The following is a 20,328-nucleotide window of genomic DNA, read 5'->3' as shown; positions in this document are numbered from 1 at the left end:
ATTCTACAGCGTTACTCGCTGCTGTCAACACCTCTTTTTCAACTTCCTTTATGCTTCGATGACCTGAAGCAACCTGCTGCCGAAAACTGCGTAACTCTTTGTTTATCAAGGAGTTTTCCGTTTCGACTGCGCCGGAAGTGGGGCGAATTATAGGCCTCCAGAATCTGCCGTCAAGCACTGATTTTGCTTTTCTATCAATAACTTGCAGAAGGCGCTAAAACGCCGGGTTTGAAGCCTATATAGAGAAGCAAAAGCGCTTCCCTATATAGAGGAGAGCAATCAAAGCACGCCAGACGCCTTGAGCGCAGACACCGAGCCTGCATCCAGCCCCAAGACCCGATGCAATACCTCCAGCGTATGCTCACCCAGCAAAGGTGGCGCAAACCGGTACTCCACCGGGGTTTCGGACAAACGAATAGGGCTCGCCACCTGAGGCACCATCCCCGCCAGCGCATGCGGCAGCTCGATGGCCAAGCCGCGAGCCTTGACCTGAGGATCGGCAAACATCTGCGCCAGGTCATTGATAGGCCCGCATGGCACGCCCGCCTGCTCCAGCTGCGCCACCCATTCAGCGGTGGTCTTGAACACCGTTGCCTGGCGGATCAGCGGAATCAGCAGCGCACGGTTCGCCACCCGCAGCTTGTTGGTGGCAAAACGCGGATCGTCCGCCCACTGCGGCTGCCCGGCCACTTCCGCGAACTTGCGGAACTGCCCGTCGTTCCCGACGGTAAGGATGAAATCGCCATCAGCCGTAGGAAAATCCTGATAGGGCACAATGTTCGGATGAGCATTACCCAAGCGTTTAGGCGCATTGCCTGTCGTCAGGTAGTTCATGGCCTGGTTGGCCAGACAGGCCACCTGCACGTCCAGCAGCGCCATGTCGATATGCTGACCACCGCCGTCGTGATCCCGATGCGCCAGCGCAGCCAGGATCGCCACGGTCGAGTAGAGCCCGGTCAGGATGTCCGTCAGTGCCACGCCAACCTTCACCGGCCCCGCACCTTCTTCGCCTTCAGGTCGCCCCGTGAGGCTCATGAGACCGCCCAGCCCCTGGATCATGAAGTCATAACCCGCACGCTTGGCGTAAGGACCGGTCTGGCCAAACCCGGTGATCGAGCAATAGATCAGGTCCGGATTGATCGCCTTCAGCGATTCATAGTCCAGGCCATAGGCCGCCAGACCACCAACCTTGAAGTTTTCGATCAGGATGTCCGACTTCGCCGCCAGTTCACGCACCAGCTTCTGCCCTTCGGGGCGAGTGAAGTCGATGGTGACCGATTGTTTGTTGCGATTGGCCGACAGGTAATAGGCAGCCTCGCTGGTGTTTTCCCCGTAAGCGTCTTTTAGGAACGGTGGCCCCCAGGCGCGCGTGTCATCACCATTACCGGGGCGCTCGACCTTGATCACTTCAGCGCCGAGGTCGGCCAGGATCTGCCCGGCCCAAGGCCCGGCCAGCACCCTCGATAAATCCAGTACCCGTAGATGCGATAGCGCGCCCATGGACGTCCTCCTGTTAATAGAACGCCTGGATGCCGGTTTGCGCGCGACCGAGGATCAGTGCATGAACGTCGTGTGTACCTTCATAGGTATTCACCACTTCCAGGTTCACCAGGTGGCGAGCAACGCCGAACTCATCGGAGATGCCGTTGCCGCCCAACATATCGCGAGCCATGCGCGCGATGTCCAGGGACTTGCCGCAAGAGTTGCGCTTCATCATCGAAGTGATTTCGACCGCCGCAGTGCCTTCATCCTTCATACGCCCCAGACGTAGGCAGCCTTGCAGCGCCATGGTGATTTCGGTCTGCATGTCGGCCAGTTTCTTCTGGATCAACTGAGTGGCTGCCAATGGACGGCCGAACTGTTGACGATCCAGGGTGTACTGGCGAGCGGTGTGCCAGCAGAACTCGGCCGCACCCAATGCGCCCCAGGAGATGCCGTACCGTGCCGAGTTGAGGCAGGTGAAAGGACCTTTCAGGCCACGGACATCCGGGAAGATGTTCTCTTCCGGTACGAACACGTTGTCCATCACGATTTCACCGGTGATGGATGCCCGCAGGCCAACCTTGCCGTGAATCGCCGGAGCGCTCAGGCCTTTCCAGCCTTTCTCCAGAACGAAGCCGCGGATGTCGCCGGCATCATCCTTGCCCCAGACCACGAACACGTCGGCAATCGGGCTGTTGGTGATCCACATCTTGCTGCCGGTGAGGCTGTAGCCGCCTTCCACTTTGCGCGCACGAGTGATCATCGAGCCCGGGTCGGAACCGTGGTTAGGCTCGGTCAGACCGAAGCAGCCGATCCACTCGCCCGAGGCCAGTTTCGGCAGGTACTTCTGCTTCTGCGCTTCGGTACCGAACTCATTGATCGGCACCATCACCAGCGAGGACTGAACACTCATCATCGAGCGATAACCGGAGTCGATACGCTCGACTTCACGGGCGATCAGGCCATAGCTGACGTAGTTCAGGCCGCTGCCACCGTACTGCTCGGGGATGGTTGCACCCAACAGACCCACTTCGCCCATTTCGCGGAAGATCGCCGGATCGGTCTTCTCATGGCGGAAAGCTTCAAGAATGCGCGGCGCCAGGCTCTGCTGAGCGAACTGCGCAGCCGTGTCGCGAATCATGCGTTCTTCTTCAGTGAGCTGTTGATCCAGCAGCAGGGGATCGATCCAGTTGAAGCTAGCTTTACCGCCCATGAGTGTGTCCTCTCGAATCGGGTCAAATAACGTGGAGTGATCCTAGGCCTGGATCGGCGCTACGGCAAACGAGGATTTCGCATACTGTTGTGCTAATTTCTCACTCCGAAACGTCGCAAAAGAGCTTTTATGCGATGCATTAGTGAGGTTGACGTACATGCGCAGGAAGATACCCAGCACCACCGCCCTGATCAGCTTCGAGGCCGCGGCGCGCCATGAAAGCTTCACCAAGGCCGCCCAGGAGCTTTCGCTGACCCAGGGGGCGATTTGCCGACAGATCGCCAGCCTTGAGGAGTTCCTCAGCGTAGAACTGTTCCGACGTTCGCGGCGTGGAGTGAAGCTGACCGAGGCCGGGCTTTCCTACAGCCGCCGGATCGCCACTCAACTTGATGCGGTTGAGCGCGACACCTTGTCCGTGATGGGCCAGCAGGGCACCAACGTAATCGAATTGGCCGTGGTTCCGACCTTCGGCACCCAATGGCTGCTGCCACGACTCAAGGACTTCCAGCACAAGCACCCGGAAGTGACGGTCAACCTGACCAACCGCACACGCCCGTTCCTGTTCGCCGACACTGATTTCGATGCCGCGATCTACTTCGGCGACGCGGATTGGTCAGGTACAGAATCCCACAGGCTGATGGGTGAAAATCCGATGCCCGTTTGCAGCCCCAACCTGCTCGGAAACAACAACAGCCTTACGCCCGGCGAAATCGCCGATTTGCCCCTGCTGCAACAAACCACCCGTCCTTATGCCTGGCGCCAGTGGTTCGATTCCCAACACCTGAATGTCCCGCGAGACATGACAGGCCCCCGCTACGAGCTATTCTCCATGCTCGCCCAAGCGGCCATGCATGACATGGGCATTGCCCTGATTCCGCCGTTCCTGATTCAAAGGGAGTTGAAAGAAAAACGTCTGGTGATCGCCAACCCGCAAGCACTGTCCAGCATCAAGGCTTATTACCTGATGATTCCTGAGCGAAAGGTCGAATCCGCGTCTTTAAGGGCATTTCGTGACTGGCTGGTAAATCAGGCGCACAGCTACAGCCTAGAGGAGTAAAGGCTTCTCCACGTTACTTGACCCCGTAGTCAGCAAAAACAAAGCCCTACAGATATACGGATTTGTCGCATAACAGCAAACTGTATCGAAAAGTCGTACAAACGTCCCACAAGCGCCAGATCACGCGGCTTTGGGCCACTATTTCGAGGCGATGCCGCATCATTCATACGGCCGATGTATAAATTCTTCAATTTCGGCCAGAATCCTTGTAAAGCACGGTTTGCAAGGGATCGAGCCGGTTGGTTGCGACATTCGGTCACGGGGTGACTTGTAGTTAATTTTCCGTCACCCGTCATAATCCCTTGAAGGGCACAAAGTTCGCCTGCAAAATGCCGCGCCCCGCCCTGATTTGGCGGGATCGTGCTGATCGGCCGCCCCAGCCGCACCATCCGTAGTGCATGGGTTTACTCAATAAGATCACGCAGGAGATTTGACGTGCACATTGGTGTTCCTCTCGAAACCCAGACCGGTGAAACACGGGTTGCTGCAACCCCGGAAACCATCAAGAAGCTGATCAGCCAGGGTCATAAGGTCACTGTACAAAGCGGCGCCGGCGTTAATGCCAGCGTTGTCGACAGTGCCTATGAAGCGGCAGGCGCAACCATTGGCAGCGCCAATGATGCGTTTGGAGCAGAGCTGATTTTGAAGGTGGTCGCCCCCAGCGACAGCGAGCTGGCGCTGATCAAAAGCGGCACCGTTGTGGTGGGTATGCTCAATCCGTTCAACAACGAAACCATCGCCAAAATGGCCGAGTGCGGCATTACCGCCTTCGCCCTGGAGGCTGCGCCACGCACCTCCCGCGCCCAAAGCCTGGATGTGCTGTCGTCGCAAGCCAACATTGCCGGTTACAAGGCTGTCTTGCTGGCCGCTCACCATTACCCACGTTTCATGCCGATGCTGATGACGGCTGCGGGCACCGTAAAAGCGGCGCGCGTGCTGATCCTTGGTGCCGGTGTAGCCGGATTGCAGGCCATTGCCACGGCAAAACGCCTGGGTGCGGTGATCGAAGCCTCAGACGTGCGTCCTGCGGTGAAAGAGCAGATCGAATCCCTCGGCGCCAAGTTCGTCGACGTGCCTTACGAGACCGACGAAGAGCGTGAATGCGCCGTTGGTGTCGGTGGTTACGCCCGGCCGATGCCGGCCAGCTGGATGCAGCGCCAGGCCGCGGCCGTGCACGAGCGCGCCAAGCAGGCTGACATCGTCATCACCACAGCACTGATTCCCGGTCGCAAGGCACCGACGCTGCTCAGCGCAGAAACCGTGGCACAGATGAAACCGGGCTCAGTAGTCATCGACCTTGCGGCAGCCCAGGGCGGTAACTGCCCGCTGACCGTGGCCGATCAGGTGGTCGTCGAAAATGGCGTGACCATCGTTGGCCCGACCAACCTGGCGGGCGCAGTGGCGGCCGATGCTTCGGCGCTGTACGCACGCAACCTGCTGGACTTCATGAAACTGTTGTTCGATAAAGAAGGACAACTGGTGATCAACCTTGAAGACGATATCGTCGCCGCGTGCCTGATGTGCCGCGACGGCCAGATCGTGCGCAAGAACGGCTGAGGATAAAAACAATGGAAGACATGCTGATCTCTCACGGTATCTACAACCTGATCATCTTCGTGCTGGCCATCTACGTCGGCTACCACGTGGTCTGGAACGTTACACCTGCACTGCACACGCCACTGATGGCTGTCACCAACGCCATCTCGGCCATCGTGATCGTCGGCGCCATGCTCGCCGCCGCCCTCACTGTGACCCCGCTGGGCAAGACCATGGGCACCCTGGCCGTGGCCCTGGCCGCGGTCAACGTCTTTGGTGGCTTCCTGGTCACCCGACGCATGCTGGAAATGTTCAAGAAGAAAGCGGCCCCGGCAAAAGCTCCGGCCGCCAAGGCCGAAGCAGTCAAGGCTGAGGTGCAGCAAGCATGAGCATGAACCTGGTTACTTCCCTGTATTTGATCGCCTCGGTTTGCTTCATCCAGGCGCTCAAGGGCCTTTCGCATCCCACCACGTCGCGTCGCGGCAATCTGTTCGGCATGCTCGGCATGGGCTTGGCGATCCTCACCACGGTCGGCCTGATCTACAAGCTCGGTGCCGAACTGGCCCATGACGGTATCGTCTACGTGATCGTCGGCCTGCTGATCGGCGGCACTGCCGGTTCGATCATGGCCAAACGCGTTGAAATGACCAAGATGCCCGAACTGGTCGCCTTCATGCACAGCATGATCGGCCTGGCCGCGGTGTTCATTGCCATTGCGGCGGTCGTCGAGCCGCAGTCGCTGGGTATCGTTGCGCAGCTGGGTGACGCGATCCCGGCCGGTAACCGCCTGGAGCTGTTCCTCGGTGCCGCCATTGGTGCGATCACCTTCTCCGGCTCGGTCATCGCCTTCGGCAAGCTGTCGGGCAAGTACAAGTTCCGCCTGTTCCAGGGCGCACCGGTACAGTTCACCGGTCAACACAAACTGAACCTGCTGCTCGGCGTGGCTACTCTGGGCCTGGGCATCACCTTCATGTTGACCGGCGACCTCAGCGCCTTCGCCTTGATGCTGGCCCTGGCCTTCATCATGGGTGTGCTGATCATCATCCCGATCGGTGGCGCGGACATGCCAGTGGTCGTGTCGATGCTCAACAGCTACTCCGGCTGGGCAGCGGCAGGTATCGGCTTCTCGCTGAACAACTCGATGCTGATCATCGCGGGTTCGCTGGTAGGTTCGTCCGGTGCGATCCTCTCGTACATCATGTGCAAGGCGATGAACCGCTCCTTCTTTAATGTACTGCTCGGCGGTTTCGGCAATACAGCCGACGCAGGTCCGGCAGGCGCCAAGGAAGCACGCCCGGTGAAATCCGGCTCGGCTGACGACGCGACTTTCCTGCTGACCAACGCCGACACCGTGATCATCGTTCCGGGCTATGGCCTGGCGGTAGCACGGGCGCAGCATGCACTGAAGGAACTGACCGAGAAGCTGACCCATCGCGGCGTGACCGTGAAGTACGCGATCCACCCCGTTGCCGGTCGTATGCCGGGCCACATGAACGTGTTGCTGGCAGAGGCCGAAGTGCCTTACGACCAGGTGTTCGAGATGGAAGACATCAACTCCGAGTTCGGTCAGGCCGACGTGGTGCTGGTGTTGGGCGCCAACGACGTGGTCAACCCGGCCGCGAAGAACGATCCGAAATCGCCGATTGCCGGCATGCCGATCCTCGAAGCGTTCAAGGCCAAGACCATCATCGTCAACAAGCGTTCGATGGCCAGCGGCTATGCCGGCCTGGACAACGAACTGTTCTACCTGGACAAAACCATGATGGTGTTCGGTGACGCCAAAAAGGTCATCGAAGACATGGTAAAAGCCGTCGACTAATCCTCTGCGGTACACACAACGCCCCGACTCGTCGGGGCGTTTTTGTTTGCGCAAATCGTCGGACAAACTATTCTTTTGTTACCGATCCGGTAACGGTGTTTTGCTTGAAAGGCCCGGAATAGACGCCTCGATTGCGACCTTGGTAGCGGGACAGAAGTCGACGCAATTCACTAGACTGCACGTCCTGCTACCTGTTGCCCGAGATAACAATCCATGTACCGTGACCGTATTCGCCTGCCTTCGTTGTTGGACAAAGTGATGAGCGCTGCCGACGCTGCCGCCCTGATTGAGGACGGCATGACCGTCGGCATGAGTGGTTTTACTCGCGCCGGCGAAGCCAAGGCCGTTCCCCAGGCGCTGGCCGAGCGCGCCAAGGTCACGCCGCTGAAGATCAGCCTCATGACTGGCGCAAGCCTGGGCAACGACCTCGACAAGCAGTTGACCGAAGCTGGCGTGCTGTCGCGGCGCATGCCGTTTCAGGTCGACAGCACCCTGCGCAAGGCGATCAACGCCGGTGAAGTCATGTTCATCGACCAGCACTTGTCGGAAACCGTGGAGCAGTTGCGCAACCAGCAATTGAAACTGCCGGACATTGCCGTGATTGAAGCCGTTGCGATCACAGAGCAAGGGCATATCGTGCCAACCACTTCGGTAGGCAACTCGGCCAGCTTCGCGATTTTCGCCAAGCACGTGATCGTCGAGATCAACATGGCACACAACCCGAACCTCGAAGGCCTGCACGACATCTATATCCCGACCTATCGCCCGACCCGCACCCCGATTCCATTGGTCAGAGTCGACGACCGCATTGGCAGCACCGCCATCCCGATTCCAGCGGAAAAAATCGTCGCCATCGTGGTCACCAATCAGGCTGACTCACCCTCCACGGTGCTGGCGCCAGACGCCGAGACCCAAGCCATTGCCGACCACCTGATCGACTTCTTCAAACAGGAAGTGGCCGCCGGACGCATGACCAACAAGCTCGGTCCGCTACAAGCCGGTATTGGCACCATCGCCAACTCGGTGATGTGTGGCCTGATCGACTCGCCGTTCGAAGACCTGACGATGTATTCCGAGGTGCTGCAGGACTCGACTTTCGACCTGATCGACGCCGGTAAGCTGAGCTTTGCTTCGGGCAGCTCGATCACCCTGTCGAGCCGGCGCAACGCCGATGTGTTCGGCAACCTGGAGCGTTACAAGGACAAGCTGGTCCTGCGCCCGCAGGAAATCTCCAACCACCCGGAAGTGGTGCGCCGCCTCGGCATCATCGGCATCAACACGGCGCTGGAGTTCGATATCTACGGCAACGTCAACTCCACCCACGTCTGCGGCACCCGGATGATGAACGGCATCGGTGGCTCCGGCGACTTCGCGCGTAATGCACACCTGTCCGTGTTCGTGACCAAGTCGATTGCCAAAGGCGGCGCAATCTCCAGCGTGGTGCCTATGGTCAGCCATGTTGACCATACCGAACATGATGTCGACATCCTCGTGACCGAAGTAGGCCTGGCAGACTTGCGAGGCCTGGCGCCCCGGGAGCGTGCCCGGGTCATCATCGACAAGTGCGTGCACCCGGATTACCGCCAGGCGCTGAATGATTACTTCACCACAGCGTGCGCCATCGGCGGACATACCCCGCACATCCTGCGTGACGCACTCAGTTGGCACATAAACCTGGAAGAAACCGGGCACATGCTGAAGAAGTAATTGCTACAGATAACAGCTGGCGCAAACACAGTTTCGCCAGCTTGCTCTTGCCACCCTCGCAATACGAAAAAAACTGTACTGCTGTACTGGTCATTTCCTACGGTAAATTCCTACCTTCTCGGGGTAAAACAGCATTTATGCACCCAAACAGTGCAGACAGGTACAGTTGCCTCAATTTCGACCAGTACACCCCCTATAAACAGTTAACTGAGCCCTCACAATACAGATGAACTGTATCTACAGAGACTAGGCAAACAAGAGGATCATGGGCACCAGTTAAACCACTACCTAATCCCGCCACAAGCGGAAGGATGACCACCATGGAACGTACACTCAGTTCCGATCTGTTCTTCGAAGACACTGCTGCAAAAACCCAGGCTTCCCTGCCTCTGCGCGTTATCGCCAATCTGATGTTGTGGCAGCGCCGCATTACCAGCCGCCATCAACTGGCTCGCCTGGATTCGCGTCTGCTGGCTGACGCCGGGATTAGCGAAGCACAACGCTACGAAGAGCTGAGCAAGCCGTTCTGGCGCTAAGTTAGCGTCGCTGGCTCTGACCTTAAGGTCCACCGCCAGCAACCCGAATTGAAAAAACAAAACCCGTCGTGGGCAACCACGACGGGTTTTGTCGTTTTGGCCTGGCAAACCCGGTGTTACAGAAGAGAAACCTGAACACCAGTACAGTTTGCAAAAAACACAAACTGCATGAGTACAATATCGCCGCTGTGTGTCTGTAGTGGATATTCAGCGGGGGTCAACATGGAGCTCTCCACTTACCAGGACAGGGACAGAGCCATGAAGAACCTACAGGATTTTTCCATTCCCTCGGCTCAATCGAGACCTTGCCAGCACAGGCTTAGAGGGCTGCTGAAGGGGCTCTGCGCGGGCCTGGAAAGGGCGAGAACGCGACGTTTGCTGGCTCAACTCGATGATCGCCAGCTAGCGGATCCGGGTATCGGCCACGCCGACCGCAGCAATGAATTGGATAAACCGTTCTGGCGCTGACTTCCTGCGTGAAGAGTCAGGACTGTGCGAACCGACACAGACAGGCCTAATATCACTTCAGAACGTGGCGAACGCCGAGTGCCTGGCGTCTGACTTTGCAGACACTGCGCCATATTTCAAATGGTCTACCAAAAGGAGTTACCCCATGTCCCGTCTTCGCCTGCTTAGCGCCGCGGCCCTGTTTGCCGTGGCTGCCGGTGCCCAAGCCTCCAGCTTCATCGTGACCACGGATGCTGTGGTCAACGCGCTCAAGGCCACATCCGATGCGACCACCAACATCGTTTCGTCGTCGTTCAAGGATGACAAGATCGTCCTCGCCGCCCGTGACGACGCCGCCAGCTTCGTCGCCAGCGAAGGCTCCATCCGCGGTGTGAAGCTGGAAAGCGCCCTCGATCACATTCGCCATAAGGCGCCGCAACTGAGTGCAACAGACGCACAACTGGCTCAGGCGATCCTGACCATCTAAACGGCGGTACAGACATGGGGCACGCCCGGCGTGTCCCAATGTTTCGGCACTGGCTCCAGGACGGCCCTTGCGCTAGCCTTGGGACTCACTTTCAACTGTCGAGTCTCATGCGTTTTCTTTCCATTCCCTTGATCGCTCCAGTTTTTCTTACCCTGGGTTACTGCGCATCAGCCCACGCTTATGACGCCTTTAACCTGTCCACACAGGGCACTGTTGCCAGTGGTTACGCCACAAGCCTCGTGACCTCCGCCCCCTTCGACCATAAACTACTGCTCGCCGCCCACGACGACGCCGCGGCATTCATTGCCAGTGACGGCCTGATGAGAGGCGCACGACTGGAGTCGGCCCTTCGGTATCTGCGCCAGACCCAGGCAAAACTTCATGCCAGCGACCTTGAACTGGCGCAAGCAATTCTCGTCCAATAGTTATCCCCGTTTTTCTGGAGTTCGATCCATGCGTAACCCGCTGATTGCTGCCATCTTCGGCCTGCTGCTGTTGGCCGACGTGGCCCAGGCACATACTCTGGTTGCTACCAGTAACATCCTGATCCGTGCGACCCAGCGCACCCTCGATTTCACCTCCGACACCACCACGTCCATTCGCGATTCGAAAATCGTGCGCGAAGCCCAGGACGACGCCGCCAGTTTCGTCGCCAGCAATGGCGACATTCGCGGCGCTCACCTGGAGTCCGCTTTCAACCTGCTGCGCACCCGCGTGCCGGAAGCGCGCGACGCCAGCGATCAGGATCTCGCCGAAGCCATCCTCGCACTGTGAGGTGTCCACGTACCTGGCTGCTGACCGGGGCCCTGTTGCTGTTCGGCAACACGGCCCACGCAGGCCTTCAGTTGCAACTCAGGACAGAAGGTCTGACGCCCGCGCAACAGCGAGCCAGCCAAGCGTTGCTTGATGAAGCCATGCAGGCGCTGCCGCCACGTTTCATCGAGCAGCTGGACCGGCGTATCGTCGTCGGCTGGACCGATGACATGCCGCGCAATGCCTACGGCCAGGCATCGCTGGTGTCCGAGCTTGATCTGAACCGCAACCTGTTGGCCGGTCTCACCGATGGCAGCGCCGCGAGCAAAAAAACCCATCGCCCCCATGGCACCGTGCGTCGGGAAATGCTGGCCACTGTGTTGCACGAGTTGACTCACATCTACGACCGTTCGCGCTTGTGGCCGGATGACGAGCGCAAGCTGATTCAGCGCTGCACCCGGCGCAACAACAGCTCAGGGCTGGTCGGCATACCCGACCAATGTCGGGGCCAGTCCGATCGGCGCTTTACCCTCAGCGACGATCCGCGCCTGCTCGACCTGGCCGGCTGGCAGCAATACGTAGGCCGTCGGGGTGAACGCGAACAGCACAATCGCCAGATTGCCCGCAGTCCGGATATCTACGAGACCAGCAGCCCCAAGGAATTCGTCGCGGTCAACATGGAGTATTTCCTCCTTGACCCGAGCTACGCCTGCCGCCGTCCCGCACTGTATCGCTACTACAAAGAGCATTTCGGCTGGGCGCCCGCCGCCAGTGACACCTGCAGCAAAACCGTCGCGTTCCTCAATGCCGGCAACGACTTCGCCAAGACACCGCTGGGGCAGGTCGATCCGGAGCGGGTCTATGCCGTTGACTATCTGCTGGCCGAGGCTAACCAGAACCTGTTCAGCCGCTGGGGCCACAGCATGCTGCGTCTGGTGATCTGCGCGCCGGGCCGCCCCCGTGGTCCGGATTGCCGACTGGACCTGGACCAGCACCTGGTGCTGTCGTATCGCGCCTTCGTCGGCGACGTACAGTTGTCGAGCTGGGATGGCCTGGTCGGCAAATACCCGTCGCGGCTGTTTATCCTGCCGCTGTCCCAGGTCATCGACGAATATACCAAGACCGAACTGCGCAGCCTGGCCTCCGTGCCCCTGAACCTGTCGCGCACAGAGGTTGAAGACGTGGTGGAGCGTGCCGCCGAGATGCACTGGAGCTACGACGGCAACTACTTCTTCCTGTCGAACAACTGTGCGGTGGAAGAACTGAAATTGCTGCGCGGCGGCACCAACAACCCGAAATTGGTAGGGCTCGACAACATCATGCCCAACGGTTTACTGGAAGTGCTCAAAGGTCGAGGGCTGGCGGACACCAGTGTGCTGGACGATCCGCGAGAAGCCTTGCGCTTGGGTTATCGTTTCGATTCCTTCCGCGAACGCTATCAGGCAATGTTCGAAATCCTGAAAAAGCACTTGCCGATCAAACAGGAAACCGTCGAAGACTGGCTGGACTTGAAAGCCGCGGATCGTCGGCAATGGTTCGAGCAGGCGGACCTGCGCACCAGCGCGGCGTTGCTCCTGCTGGAACAGGCCAGTTTTCGTCAGCAGTTGCTGCTGGCTCAGGATGAAGTGAAGCAGCGCTATCTGGGCGCCCGGGAACTGCAGAATGGCGGCATGGACAAGGCCAACCAGACGCTCAAGGACATTCTCGCCAACAGTGGCTTCCTCAGCCGTCCGGCGGAACTGCTGGGCACCAACGGATATGGCTTGCCACAGCCGAGCGAGTGGGAGCATCTGGAATCGGAAAGCAGCCAGCGCCAGAAGCAGCTCCTGGCGCTGTCCGGGGACCTGGACAAAGAAGTGAGAGCGTTGCTCGAACCGGGTCGTGCCGCCGAAATGGCCGCCAACGAAGCCAACGTGAAGCAGATTGGCGAGCATTTGCGCAAACTGCACAAGGCAGCAGGCGGATTAGAGTTGCCTTGACCCCACACCTGTAGGAGCGAGCTTGCTCGCGATGAGGGCTGCACATCCAGCATTGATGTTGGCTGACACGCCGCTATCGCGAGCAAGCTCGCTCCCACAAGGTTTACAGCGTTTTGCTGTTCAGTCTCTGAATCAGGAACGTTGCCTTCAGCTAACGCGGGCCTTACGCACGCCTTCGGCCAATGCCGAGCACAGGCTCAGCACGCCATCCACGGCTTGTTCCGGGGACGTGGCATTGGCGATGTGATCGATCAACGCCGAGCCCACCACCACGCCATCAGCCAGGCGTGCAATGGACGCTGCCTGTTCCGGAGTCCGGATACCGAAACCGATGCTGATCGGCAGGTCGGTATGGCGGCGCAGACGGGCGACCGCTTCTTCGACGTGTTCCAGCGTGGCGGCACCTGCGCCGGTCACACCGGCCACCGACACGTAGTAGACGAAACCGGAGCTGCCGTTGAGAACGGTCGGCAGGCGCACATCGTCGGTGGTTGGCGTGGTCAGGCGAATGAAGTCCAGGCCCGCAGCCTGCGCCGGGTCGCACAGCTCGCCGTTGTGCTCTGGCGGCAGGTCGACCACGATCAGGCCGTCAACGCCGGCCTCTTTGGCTTCGGCAATGAAGCGCGGCACACCGTACATGTGGATCGGGTTGAAGTAACCCATCAGCACCAGCGGCGTTTCGTTGTTGTCCTGGCGGAACTCGCGAACCATTTGCAGGGTTTTCGCCAGATTCTGTTTGGCACCCAACGCACGGATGTTGGCGAGCTGGATGGCCGGGCCGTCAGCCATCGGGTCGGTGAAGGGCATGCCCAGCTCGATCACATCGGCGCCAGCCGCCGGCAAGCCCTTGAGGATTGCCAGGGAGGTGTCATAGCCCGGATCGCCAGCGGTAACGAAGGTCACCAGGGCGGCACGGTTCTGTTCCTTGAGTTCGGCAAAACGCGTTTGCAGGCGGCTCATCAGTGTTTCTCCTGCGTTGATTGTTCCATGTGGTGCATCACGGTCTGCATGTCTTTGTCGCCACGGCCGGACAGGTTGACCACCATCAGGTGATCCTTTGGCAGGCTCGGTGCGCGCTTGAATACTTCAGCCAGGGCATGGGCGCTTTCCAGCGCCGGGATGATCCCTTCCAGGCGGCAGCACTGGTGGAACGCGGCGAGGGCTTCGTCGTCGGTCACCGAGGTGTACTGAACGCGGCCGATGTCGTGCAACCAGGCGTGTTCCGGACCGATGCCCGGGTAGTCGAGGCCGGCGGAGATCGAGTGGGCATCGATGATCTGGCCATCGTCGTCCTGCAGCAGGAAAGTGCGGTTGCCGTGCAGCACGCCTGGAACGCCACCATTCAGGCTGGCCGCATGCTTGCCGGTCTCAATGCCGTAACCGGCCGCTTCAACGCCGATGATCTCGACACTCTTGTCGTCGAGGAACGGATGGAACAGGCCCATGGCGTTGGAGCCACCGCCAATGCACGCCACCAGGCTGTCCGGCAGGCGACCTTCCTGGGCTTGCAACTGCTCGCGGGTTTCCTTGCCGATCACGGCCTGGAAGTCGCGGACCATCGCCGGGTAAGGGTGAGGACCGGCCACGGTGCCGATCAGGTAGAACGTGCTGTCGACGTTAGTCACCCAGTCACGCAAGGCTTCGTTCATTGCATCCTTCAGCGTGCCGGTGCCGGCGACCACCGGGATAACCTCGGCGCCCAGCAGCTTCATGCGGAACACGTTGGCCTGCTGGCGTTCGATGTCAGTGGTGCCCATGTAGATCACGCAATCCAGGCCGAAACGTGCAGCCACGGTGGCAGTCGCCACGCCGTGCATGCCGGCGCCGGTCTCGGCGATGATGCGTTTCTTGCCCATGCGTCGCGCCAGCAGGATCTGGCCGATGCAGTTATTGATCTTGTGCGCGCCGGTGTGGTTCAGCTCTTCGCGCTTGAGATAGATCTTTGCGCCGCCACAGAACTCGGTCAGACGCTCGGCGAAGTACAACGGGCTTGGACGTCCGACGTAGTCACGCTGGAAGTAGGCCAGTTCTTCCTTGAATGCAGGATCTTCCTTGGCCAATTCATATTCATGGGCCAGGTCGAGGATCAACGGCATCAGGGTTTCGGCAACGTAGCGGCCACCGAACGCGCCAAACAGGCCGTTGGCATCAGGACCGTTGCGCAGATTAGTCTGGGTCATTTGGCGCTCCAGTTGAATGCATGAAGTGATGCATAAAGAGATAGTGGGCTTCACTCTACCCCTGACGCCCCGGCCTGAAAACCGATAAGATCGCCACAACCTGTCAGGAAAACTCACAGATCCCATGAGCCATGACCTTCCCCCGCTGAATGCGCTTCGCGCCTTCGAAGCCACTGCCCGCTTGAACAGCGTCAGTCACGCGGCCGAGCAGCTGCATGTCACCCATGGTGCGGTCAGCCGGCAGCTCAAGGTGCTTGAAGAACACCTCGGCGTCAGCCTGTTCATCAAGGACGGTCGCGGCCTGAAACTCACAGATGCCGGCTTACGCCTGCGTGACGCCAGCAGCGAAGCCTTCGAGCGCCTGCGCAGCGTCTGCGCAGAACTCACACAAAGCACGGCCGACGCCCCGTTCGTACTCGGTTGCTCGGGAAGCCTGTTGGCGCGCTGGTTTATCCCGCGACTGGGGAGACTCAATGCCGACTTGCCGGACCTGCGTCTGCACCTGTCGGCCGGAGAAGGTGATCTCGATCCGCGAAGACCGGGACTGGATGCCTTGCTGGTCTTTGCCGAGCCACCCTGGCCGGCGGACATGCAGGTTTTCGAGCTGACCAGCGAACGTATCGGTCCGGTCATGAGCCCTCGGTTCGCCGGCTATGAGCGGCTCAAGCAAGCGCCGGAAAGCGCACTGCTGAACGAACCCTTGCTGCACACCACCTCACGCCCGCAAGCCTGGCCAAACTGGGCGCAACAATGCGGCCTCGACGCCAGGGCGTTGAAGTACGGTCAGGGATTTGAGCATTTGTACTACTTGCTGGAAGCCGCCGTCGCGGGTCTGGGCGTGGCGATTGCCCCCGAACCCCTGGTGGTGGAGGACTTGAAGGCCGGCCGCCTGGTTGCGCCCTGGGGTTTCAGTGAAACCCCGGCACAACTGGCGTTGTGGCTACCCAAGCGCGCCGCGGACGGGCGCGCCCGGCAACTGGCGCAGTGGCTGAAAAGCGAACTGCGCCGGGCGGATTAATCACGCTTGCACAACAGATAAGCGGCCAGCAGGCCCAATGCGCCCACGGCGACACCGGCTGTCGTCCAGGGGTGCTCTTGGGCGTAGTCCCGGGTGGCAATCCCGGTTTCGCGGGTTTTGACCTTGACCTCTTCATAGGCGTCGGCAAGCAGATGACGCGAGTGCTTCAAGGCATTCTCGGCGTTGCCTTTCAGGGTCTTGAGGGTTTTACGCGACTCGTCCGAGGCGTCGTCCTTCAGGTTTTCCAAAGACTTGAGCAGACTCTCGATCTCGGCTTCCATGCTTTGCAATGAGGCTTTGCGTAACGAGGTGTTGGCCATGGTGGCTCTCCTGCATTGGTGATGAGTGGCGTGTGTTGGTTGGGACTTCAGAGGTTCGAGAAAGTGCAGAAAATCTGAACTTCACTCTCAGAACGGCCAACAGAAGAAATAGGAAAAATCACTGCTAGGCTGTAATTCACACGCCAAGGAGAACGCCATGTCTGACCATCACACCTACAAGAAAGTCGAGCTGGTCGGCTCGTCCACCAGCAGTATCGAAGATGCGATCAACAATGCTCTGACCGAAGCCAGCAAAAGCATAAAGTACATGGAATGGTTTGAAGTAACCGAGACTCGTGGGCACATCAGGGACGGCAAGGCTGCGCACTTTCAGGTGACCCTGAAAGTCGGATTCCGGATTGCCAGCAGCTGACTTTGGGCTAGTCTTCTGAACTTGCACGCCGGACGAATGCCATAGGGAATGGCAAAGCGCTGAATGAGTGCGTCCGGCTGACGGCTGGTTACCCCTATGATCCGACCAGGGAATGCAACCGATGAAGAAGTTTATGTTGGCGGTAGGTTTGTTGAGCCTTGCGGGGACCGTATTGGCAGATGGTGGCAAGCCATGCGAAGAGCTGAAAGCCGAAATCGCAGCGAAACTTGATGCCAAGGGCGTTTCCGGTTATTCGCTGGAGATTGTCGATAAAGGTAGTGCATCTGGCGGAAAAGTTGTTGGTCAATGCGAAAAGGGCGCCAAAGTGATCGTCTACAAAAAGTAGGCTGATCCTCGCCTGATTGAAAAAGCCGACGCCCTGGCGCCGGCTTTTTCATGCCTGCCGTTTGAGTATCAGCCGCGCATGACCTGCGCGAGCAGCTCGTAGGAATGTACGCGATCCGAATGTTCGTACAGGTCACAGGTGAAAATCAGCTCGTCAGCCTGGGTCTGTTCGATCAGGACCTCGAGTTTGGCGCGGATTTTCTGTGGGCTGCCAATCATGGCCAGTCCAAGGAAATCGTGCACAGCCTCTTTCTCATGGGGCAGCCACAGGCCGTCCATGGTCTTCACCGGCGGACGCTGTACCAGGCTTTGGCCGCGCATCAGGGCGAGAATCCGCTGGAACACCGAAGTCGCCAGGTAATCGGCCTGCTCGTCGGTATCGGCTGCCACCAATGGCACGCCGAGCATTACGTAGGGCTTGTCCAAAACGGCTGAGGCCTTGAAGTGATTGCGGTAGACCCGAATCGCTTCATGCATGTAGCGCGGCGCGAAATGTGAAGCGAAGGCGTAGGGCAAACCGCGTTCACCGGCCAGCTGTGCACTGAACAGGCTCGACCCCAACAACCAGACCGGCACATTGGTCCCGGTTCCCGGCATGGCGATGATCCGTTGATCCGGGGTACGTGGCCCGAGGTAGCGCACCAGCTCCGCCACATCTTCCGGGAAGTCGTCGGCACTGCCGGAGCGCTCTCGGCGCAACGCACGTGCAGTCATCTGGTCGGAACCGGGCGCGCGCCCCAGGCCCAGATCAATCCGGCCTGGATACAGGCTTTCCAGGGTGCCGAACTGCTCGGCAATCACCAAGGGGGCGTGGTTGGGCAACATCACACCGCCCGAACCGACTCGAATGGTCGACGTGCCACCGGCCAGATAACCGAGCAGTACCGAGGTCGCGGAACTGGCGATGCCGTCCATGTTGTGGTGCTCAGCCACCCAGAAGCGGTTGTAACCGAACTTCTCGACGTGCTGCGCCAGGTCCAGCGAGTTGCGCAGCGACTGGGCCGCGCTGCCGTTCTCGCGCACCGGCACCAGATCGAGGGTCGAGAACTTGATATCGGACAGTCGTTTCATAAACCTGCTTCTCCAATTGAGGGCGCAGGTTTGTTCTTGCGAACGTAAACCTGCCGAATCCAAAAGCGTGTTCATGCAATGTGGGCATATACCCGAGTTTCAATAGCCCGGTAAAAAATCCCGCGAAAAAAGCAGATTGATCGGACGAAGTGAACTTTGCCCCTTCGTCTATCCTCACAACCCTGACAACCGAAAACCCCACAGGCGCGACCTTTCGCGCCGACCTTTAGGAGGCAGGCATGGCTATCGTCAAGAAAGCATCGGCTCATTGGGAAGGTGATCTGAAAACCGGCATCGGCTCGATTTCCACAGAAACCGGCGTGCTTCGGGAAGCCCCCTACGGCTTCAAGGCGCGCTTCGAAGGCGGCCGGGGCACCAACCCGGAAGAGTTGATCGGCGCTGCCCACGCCGGCTGTTTTTCCATGGCGTTCTCCATGATTCTCGGTGATGCCGGCCTGAAGGCCGATAGCATCGATACCCAGGCGGAAGTCACTCTGGATCAAGTGGACGGCGGTTTTGCGATCACCGCAGTGAAATTGATTCTGCAGGCGAAGATCCCCGGGGCAAGCCAGGCGCAGTTCGAAGAACTCAGCAACAAGGCCAAAGAGGGCTGCCCGGTATCCAAAGTGCTGAATGCCAAGATCAGCCTGGAGGCAACATTGGTCAGCTAGATCTTCATTTTTGCAAAGAAAAGATCGCAGCCTTGCGCAACTTGCCGGGATCATTCGGCAAGAGGTGCCCAAGGCTGCGATCTTTTTTGCGTCGTGACAGATTTGCCCGCTGATAATATGGTCGAATAAATGACAGCAGCGAAAACCTGTAAATAGGCGTGCTGCCTCAAAGGAGCTTCAACCATGAAACGTTTTGCCCTGGCGGTTATCTGTTGTGCGCTGGCCACGTCGGCCCTCGCAGCACCGAAACCCTGCGAAGAGCTCAAGGCCGAGATCGAAGCCAAGATCCAGGCCAGTGGCGTCACTTCCTACACGCTTGAAATCGTCACCAACGACGAAGTGCACGACCAGAACATGGTCGTTGGCTCGTGCGAAAACGGCAGCAAAAAAATCATCTACCAGAAGAACGACCGCTGACATCTCACATCAGGCAGTTGGCTTCCCGGTCTTCAGCGACGATCTCGCGCTTGGCGTTGTACAGGCGGGCGCCGGGGGTAAACGCTATGGAGCGGCCTTCGAGTACATAACGCTGACCGGCTTCGAAATGATCATAACGGATGGTCAGGTAGCACAGCCGCTCAGAGGGCCCGCTCATCGTACTCAAGCCACCGCCGCCGGGGACTTCAAAGTCGAAACGCACGATCAGTTCGTGGCTGCCGGGCGTCACTTCGAAATAACGCCCATCGCGCAATCGTTGTTTGTCCAGGCGTTCAGCCATCAACAACTTGTCGTTAGGGAAGGGCGTCGAAAAATCAACCCAGGCCATTTTTGGATCAGGTGTCGGCATCGGGCTTTGACAGCCCGCGACCACTCCGACGGCGAGTAACAGCATTAACCTGCGCATGATGGATGTCCCAGGGGATATGCATCCAGCATAACGCCGATCAGGTATGTTGGCAGCCCGCAGGGGTGCCATGGCCGATCACTTTTCGCTGCTGATCATAGAGCTTGGCCCACGGCCGGAAACCGATGTTCCCCGCTTGCAGTTGATAACGTTCGCCGGCGTTGAAATCCTTGAATTTCACGTTCAACTGACAATCGCGCCACAATGGCTCGGCGTCGGGGCCGATGTTGGTGGGCTGCACCGGAAACTGGTAGCGGACTGTCAATTCATGGCTACCGGGCTGAACCTCGAAGTAGCGTTTATCGTCGGTGGCCTTGTCATCGACCTCCAATGCCTGCAACGCTGTATCTTCTTGCTTCGAGTCCAGGTCGATCCAGGCTTGCGCAGGATCATGGCGGGGTATTCCGAATCCGGCACAGCCGGCCAGCAACAGCAGACTTCCTGTCAGTATCATCGTGCGCATAGCGGAGCTCCAGTCAGGCGGGATAGT

Annotated in this window: 24 protein-coding genes; 16 read left to right on the top strand and 8 right to left on the bottom strand. The window is 59.0% G+C overall.

The window, feature by feature from the left end; genetic code table 11:
- Positions 1-279: 279 nt before the first annotated feature.
- Positions 280-1,500, bottom strand: coding sequence for a CaiB/BaiF CoA transferase family protein (locus KSS91_RS01240; RefSeq protein ID WP_217836812.1), 1,221 nt, complete (start codon positions 1,498-1,500; stop codon positions 280-282).
- A 13-nt stretch (positions 1,501-1,513) separates the two neighbouring features.
- Positions 1,514-2,695, bottom strand: a complete 1,182-nt coding sequence (locus KSS91_RS01235; protein ID WP_007992884.1) for an acyl-CoA dehydrogenase — start codon at positions 2,693-2,695, stop codon at positions 1,514-1,516.
- 157 nt (positions 2,696-2,852) lie between these two features.
- On the opposite strand from KSS91_RS01235, the gene KSS91_RS01230 reads away from it, so the two are divergent.
- The 11 genes from KSS91_RS01230 to KSS91_RS01180 all read left to right on the top strand — a co-directional run bounded on the left by KSS91_RS01230 (position 2,853) and on the right by KSS91_RS01180 (position 13,016).
- Complete coding sequence (locus tag KSS91_RS01230) at positions 2,853-3,752, top strand: LysR family transcriptional regulator (protein ID WP_015092939.1); 900 nt, start codon at positions 2,853-2,855, stop codon at positions 3,750-3,752.
- Between the two features lie 435 nt (positions 3,753-4,187).
- Positions 4,188-5,309, top strand: a complete 1,122-nt coding sequence (locus KSS91_RS01225; RefSeq protein ID WP_007969746.1) for a Re/Si-specific NAD(P)(+) transhydrogenase subunit alpha — start codon at positions 4,188-4,190, stop codon at positions 5,307-5,309.
- An 11-nt stretch (positions 5,310-5,320) separates the two neighbouring features.
- The gene (locus KSS91_RS01220) at positions 5,321-5,677 is read left to right on the top strand and encodes an NAD(P) transhydrogenase subunit alpha part 2 (protein WP_007992881.1); all 357 of its coding nucleotides are present in this window, start codon (positions 5,321-5,323) and stop codon (positions 5,675-5,677) included.
- Positions 5,674-7,107, top strand: coding sequence for an NAD(P)(+) transhydrogenase (Re/Si-specific) subunit beta (locus KSS91_RS01215; RefSeq protein ID WP_007969748.1), 1,434 nt, complete (start codon positions 5,674-5,676; stop codon positions 7,105-7,107). Before KSS91_RS01220 ends, KSS91_RS01215 begins: the two co-directional genes overlap by 4 nt.
- 213 nt (positions 7,108-7,320) lie before the next feature.
- A complete protein-coding gene (gene scpC / locus KSS91_RS01210) occupies positions 7,321-8,814 on the top strand; it encodes a succinyl-CoA:acetate CoA-transferase ScpC (RefSeq protein ID WP_217836811.1) in 1,494 nt (497 codons plus the stop codon).
- Positions 8,815-9,134: 320 nt separating this feature from the next.
- Positions 9,135-9,350 carry a DUF1127 domain-containing protein gene (locus tag KSS91_RS01205; RefSeq protein WP_007969750.1) on the top strand — a complete coding sequence of 72 codons (216 nt, stop codon included), beginning with the start codon at positions 9,135-9,137 and terminating at the stop codon, positions 9,348-9,350.
- Between the two features lie 258 nt (positions 9,351-9,608).
- A complete protein-coding gene (locus KSS91_RS01200) occupies positions 9,609-9,818 on the top strand; it encodes a DUF1127 domain-containing protein (RefSeq protein ID WP_217836810.1) in 210 nt (69 codons plus the stop codon).
- 145 nt (positions 9,819-9,963) lie between these two features.
- Positions 9,964-10,284, top strand: coding sequence for a DUF2388 domain-containing protein (locus KSS91_RS01195; RefSeq protein WP_015092936.1), 321 nt, complete (start codon positions 9,964-9,966; stop codon positions 10,282-10,284).
- A 107-nt stretch (positions 10,285-10,391) separates the two neighbouring features.
- Positions 10,392-10,709 (top strand): DUF2388 domain-containing protein, encoded by a 318-nt coding sequence (locus KSS91_RS01190; protein WP_015092935.1) that lies wholly within the window; start codon positions 10,392-10,394, stop codon positions 10,707-10,709.
- Between the two features lie 28 nt (positions 10,710-10,737).
- Positions 10,738-11,058, top strand: a complete 321-nt coding sequence (locus KSS91_RS01185; protein WP_217836809.1) for a DUF2388 domain-containing protein — start codon at positions 10,738-10,740, stop codon at positions 11,056-11,058.
- A complete protein-coding gene (locus KSS91_RS01180; RefSeq protein ID WP_217836808.1) occupies positions 11,055-13,016 on the top strand; it encodes a DUF7844 domain-containing protein in 1,962 nt (653 codons plus the stop codon). The genes KSS91_RS01185 and KSS91_RS01180 overlap by 4 nt, the downstream gene beginning before the upstream one ends.
- Before the next feature lie 147 nt (positions 13,017-13,163).
- Here KSS91_RS01180 and trpA read toward each other — a convergent pair whose 3' ends face one another.
- Positions 13,164-13,976, bottom strand: coding sequence for a tryptophan synthase subunit alpha (gene trpA, locus KSS91_RS01175; RefSeq protein ID WP_015092933.1), 813 nt, complete (start codon positions 13,974-13,976; stop codon positions 13,164-13,166).
- Complete coding sequence (gene trpB, locus KSS91_RS01170; protein WP_217836807.1) at positions 13,976-15,196, bottom strand: tryptophan synthase subunit beta; 1,221 nt, start codon at positions 15,194-15,196, stop codon at positions 13,976-13,978. Before trpB ends, trpA begins: the two co-directional genes overlap by 1 nt.
- A 124-nt stretch (positions 15,197-15,320) precedes the next feature.
- Between trpB and KSS91_RS01165 the strand changes: the two genes are divergently transcribed.
- The gene (locus KSS91_RS01165) at positions 15,321-16,214 is read left to right on the top strand and encodes a LysR family transcriptional regulator (protein ID WP_217836806.1); all 894 of its coding nucleotides are present in this window, start codon (positions 15,321-15,323) and stop codon (positions 16,212-16,214) included.
- Here KSS91_RS01165 and KSS91_RS01160 read toward each other — a convergent pair.
- Positions 16,211-16,534: an ElaB/YgaM/YqjD family protein gene (locus KSS91_RS01160; RefSeq protein WP_095967836.1), complete on the bottom strand. Its 324-nt coding sequence runs from the start codon at positions 16,532-16,534 to the stop codon at positions 16,211-16,213. The two genes, KSS91_RS01165 and KSS91_RS01160, sit on opposite strands and share 4 nt — an antisense overlap.
- 157 nt (positions 16,535-16,691) lie before the next feature.
- Here KSS91_RS01160 and KSS91_RS01155 point away from each other — a divergent pair, with 157 nt between their 5' ends.
- On the top strand, positions 16,692-16,907 hold the full coding sequence (locus KSS91_RS01155) for a dodecin (protein ID WP_015092929.1): 216 nt from the start codon (positions 16,692-16,694) through the stop codon (positions 16,905-16,907).
- Between the two features lie 121 nt (positions 16,908-17,028).
- The gene (locus KSS91_RS01150; RefSeq protein WP_015092928.1) at positions 17,029-17,253 is read left to right on the top strand and encodes a DUF1161 domain-containing protein; all 225 of its coding nucleotides are present in this window, start codon (positions 17,029-17,031) and stop codon (positions 17,251-17,253) included.
- A 68-nt stretch (positions 17,254-17,321) separates the two neighbouring features.
- Here the strand turns inward: KSS91_RS01150 and KSS91_RS01145 are convergent, their stop codons facing one another.
- Positions 17,322-18,323: an LLM class flavin-dependent oxidoreductase gene (locus KSS91_RS01145; RefSeq protein ID WP_217836805.1), complete on the bottom strand. Its 1,002-nt coding sequence runs from the start codon at positions 18,321-18,323 to the stop codon at positions 17,322-17,324.
- Between the two features lie 239 nt (positions 18,324-18,562).
- On the opposite strand from KSS91_RS01145, the gene KSS91_RS01140 reads away from it, so the two are divergent.
- Together KSS91_RS01140 and KSS91_RS01135 are read left to right on the top strand one after the other, a co-directional pair.
- Positions 18,563-18,994, top strand: coding sequence for an OsmC family protein (locus KSS91_RS01140; RefSeq protein WP_116579880.1), 432 nt, complete (start codon positions 18,563-18,565; stop codon positions 18,992-18,994).
- Between the two features lie 183 nt (positions 18,995-19,177).
- Positions 19,178-19,411, top strand: coding sequence for a DUF1161 domain-containing protein (locus KSS91_RS01135; RefSeq protein ID WP_015092925.1), 234 nt, complete (start codon positions 19,178-19,180; stop codon positions 19,409-19,411).
- A 4-nt stretch (positions 19,412-19,415) separates the two neighbouring features.
- On the opposite strand, the gene KSS91_RS01130 is transcribed toward KSS91_RS01135, so the two are convergent.
- Both KSS91_RS01130 and KSS91_RS01125 read right to left on the bottom strand, forming a co-directional pair.
- Entirely contained in the window at positions 19,416-19,838 is a 423-nt protein-coding gene (locus KSS91_RS01130; protein ID WP_015092924.1) for a PA0061/PA0062 family lipoprotein, read from the bottom strand.
- A gap of 40 nt (positions 19,839-19,878) precedes the next feature.
- On the bottom strand, positions 19,879-20,301 hold the full coding sequence (locus KSS91_RS01125; RefSeq protein WP_015092923.1) for a PA0061/PA0062 family lipoprotein: 423 nt from the start codon (positions 20,299-20,301) through the stop codon (positions 19,879-19,881).
- Positions 20,302-20,328 lie beyond the last annotated feature (27 nt).

The sequence above is a fragment of the Pseudomonas azerbaijanorientalis genome, assembly GCF_019139795.1.
GTDB classification, from domain to species: Bacteria; Pseudomonadota; Gammaproteobacteria; order Pseudomonadales; family Pseudomonadaceae; genus Aquipseudomonas; species Aquipseudomonas laurylsulfatiphila.
This window is presented reverse-complemented; position numbering and strand designations above follow the sequence as displayed.

Excerpts from the sequence above, each read along its gene's own strand:
- KSS91_RS01240 (WP_217836812.1), bottom strand. The coding sequence starts at position 1,500 with ATGGGCGCGCTATCGCATCTACGGGTACTGGATTTATCGAGGGTGCTG.
- KSS91_RS01235 (WP_007992884.1), bottom strand. The coding sequence starts at position 2,695 with ATGGGCGGTAAAGCTAGCTTCAACTGGATCGATCCCCTGCTGCTGGAT.
- KSS91_RS01230 (WP_015092939.1), top strand. The coding sequence starts at position 2,853 with ATGCGCAGGAAGATACCCAGCACCACCGCCCTGATCAGCTTCGAGGCC.
- KSS91_RS01220 (WP_007992881.1), top strand. The coding sequence starts at position 5,321 with ATGGAAGACATGCTGATCTCTCACGGTATCTACAACCTGATCATCTTC.
- KSS91_RS01215 (WP_007969748.1), top strand. The coding sequence starts at position 5,674 with ATGAGCATGAACCTGGTTACTTCCCTGTATTTGATCGCCTCGGTTTGC.
- scpC (WP_217836811.1), top strand. The coding sequence starts at position 7,321 with ATGTACCGTGACCGTATTCGCCTGCCTTCGTTGTTGGACAAAGTGATG.
- KSS91_RS01205 (WP_007969750.1), top strand. The coding sequence starts at position 9,135 with ATGGAACGTACACTCAGTTCCGATCTGTTCTTCGAAGACACTGCTGCA.
- KSS91_RS01200 (WP_217836810.1), top strand. The coding sequence starts at position 9,609 with ATGAAGAACCTACAGGATTTTTCCATTCCCTCGGCTCAATCGAGACCT.
- KSS91_RS01195 (WP_015092936.1), top strand. The coding sequence starts at position 9,964 with ATGTCCCGTCTTCGCCTGCTTAGCGCCGCGGCCCTGTTTGCCGTGGCT.
- KSS91_RS01190 (WP_015092935.1), top strand. The coding sequence starts at position 10,392 with ATGCGTTTTCTTTCCATTCCCTTGATCGCTCCAGTTTTTCTTACCCTG.
- KSS91_RS01185 (WP_217836809.1), top strand. The coding sequence starts at position 10,738 with ATGCGTAACCCGCTGATTGCTGCCATCTTCGGCCTGCTGCTGTTGGCC.
- trpA (WP_015092933.1), bottom strand. The coding sequence starts at position 13,976 with ATGAGCCGCCTGCAAACGCGTTTTGCCGAACTCAAGGAACAGAACCGT.
- trpB (WP_217836807.1), bottom strand. The coding sequence starts at position 15,196 with ATGACCCAGACTAATCTGCGCAACGGTCCTGATGCCAACGGCCTGTTT.
- KSS91_RS01165 (WP_217836806.1), top strand. The coding sequence starts at position 15,321 with ATGAGCCATGACCTTCCCCCGCTGAATGCGCTTCGCGCCTTCGAAGCC.
- KSS91_RS01160 (WP_095967836.1), bottom strand. The coding sequence starts at position 16,534 with ATGGCCAACACCTCGTTACGCAAAGCCTCATTGCAAAGCATGGAAGCC.
- KSS91_RS01155 (WP_015092929.1), top strand. The coding sequence starts at position 16,692 with ATGTCTGACCATCACACCTACAAGAAAGTCGAGCTGGTCGGCTCGTCC.
- KSS91_RS01150 (WP_015092928.1), top strand. The coding sequence starts at position 17,029 with ATGAAGAAGTTTATGTTGGCGGTAGGTTTGTTGAGCCTTGCGGGGACC.
- KSS91_RS01145 (WP_217836805.1), bottom strand. The coding sequence starts at position 18,323 with ATGAAACGACTGTCCGATATCAAGTTCTCGACCCTCGATCTGGTGCCG.
- KSS91_RS01140 (WP_116579880.1), top strand. The coding sequence starts at position 18,563 with ATGGCTATCGTCAAGAAAGCATCGGCTCATTGGGAAGGTGATCTGAAA.
- KSS91_RS01135 (WP_015092925.1), top strand. The coding sequence starts at position 19,178 with ATGAAACGTTTTGCCCTGGCGGTTATCTGTTGTGCGCTGGCCACGTCG.
- KSS91_RS01130 (WP_015092924.1), bottom strand. The coding sequence starts at position 19,838 with ATGCGCAGGTTAATGCTGTTACTCGCCGTCGGAGTGGTCGCGGGCTGT.
- KSS91_RS01125 (WP_015092923.1), bottom strand. The coding sequence starts at position 20,301 with ATGCGCACGATGATACTGACAGGAAGTCTGCTGTTGCTGGCCGGCTGT.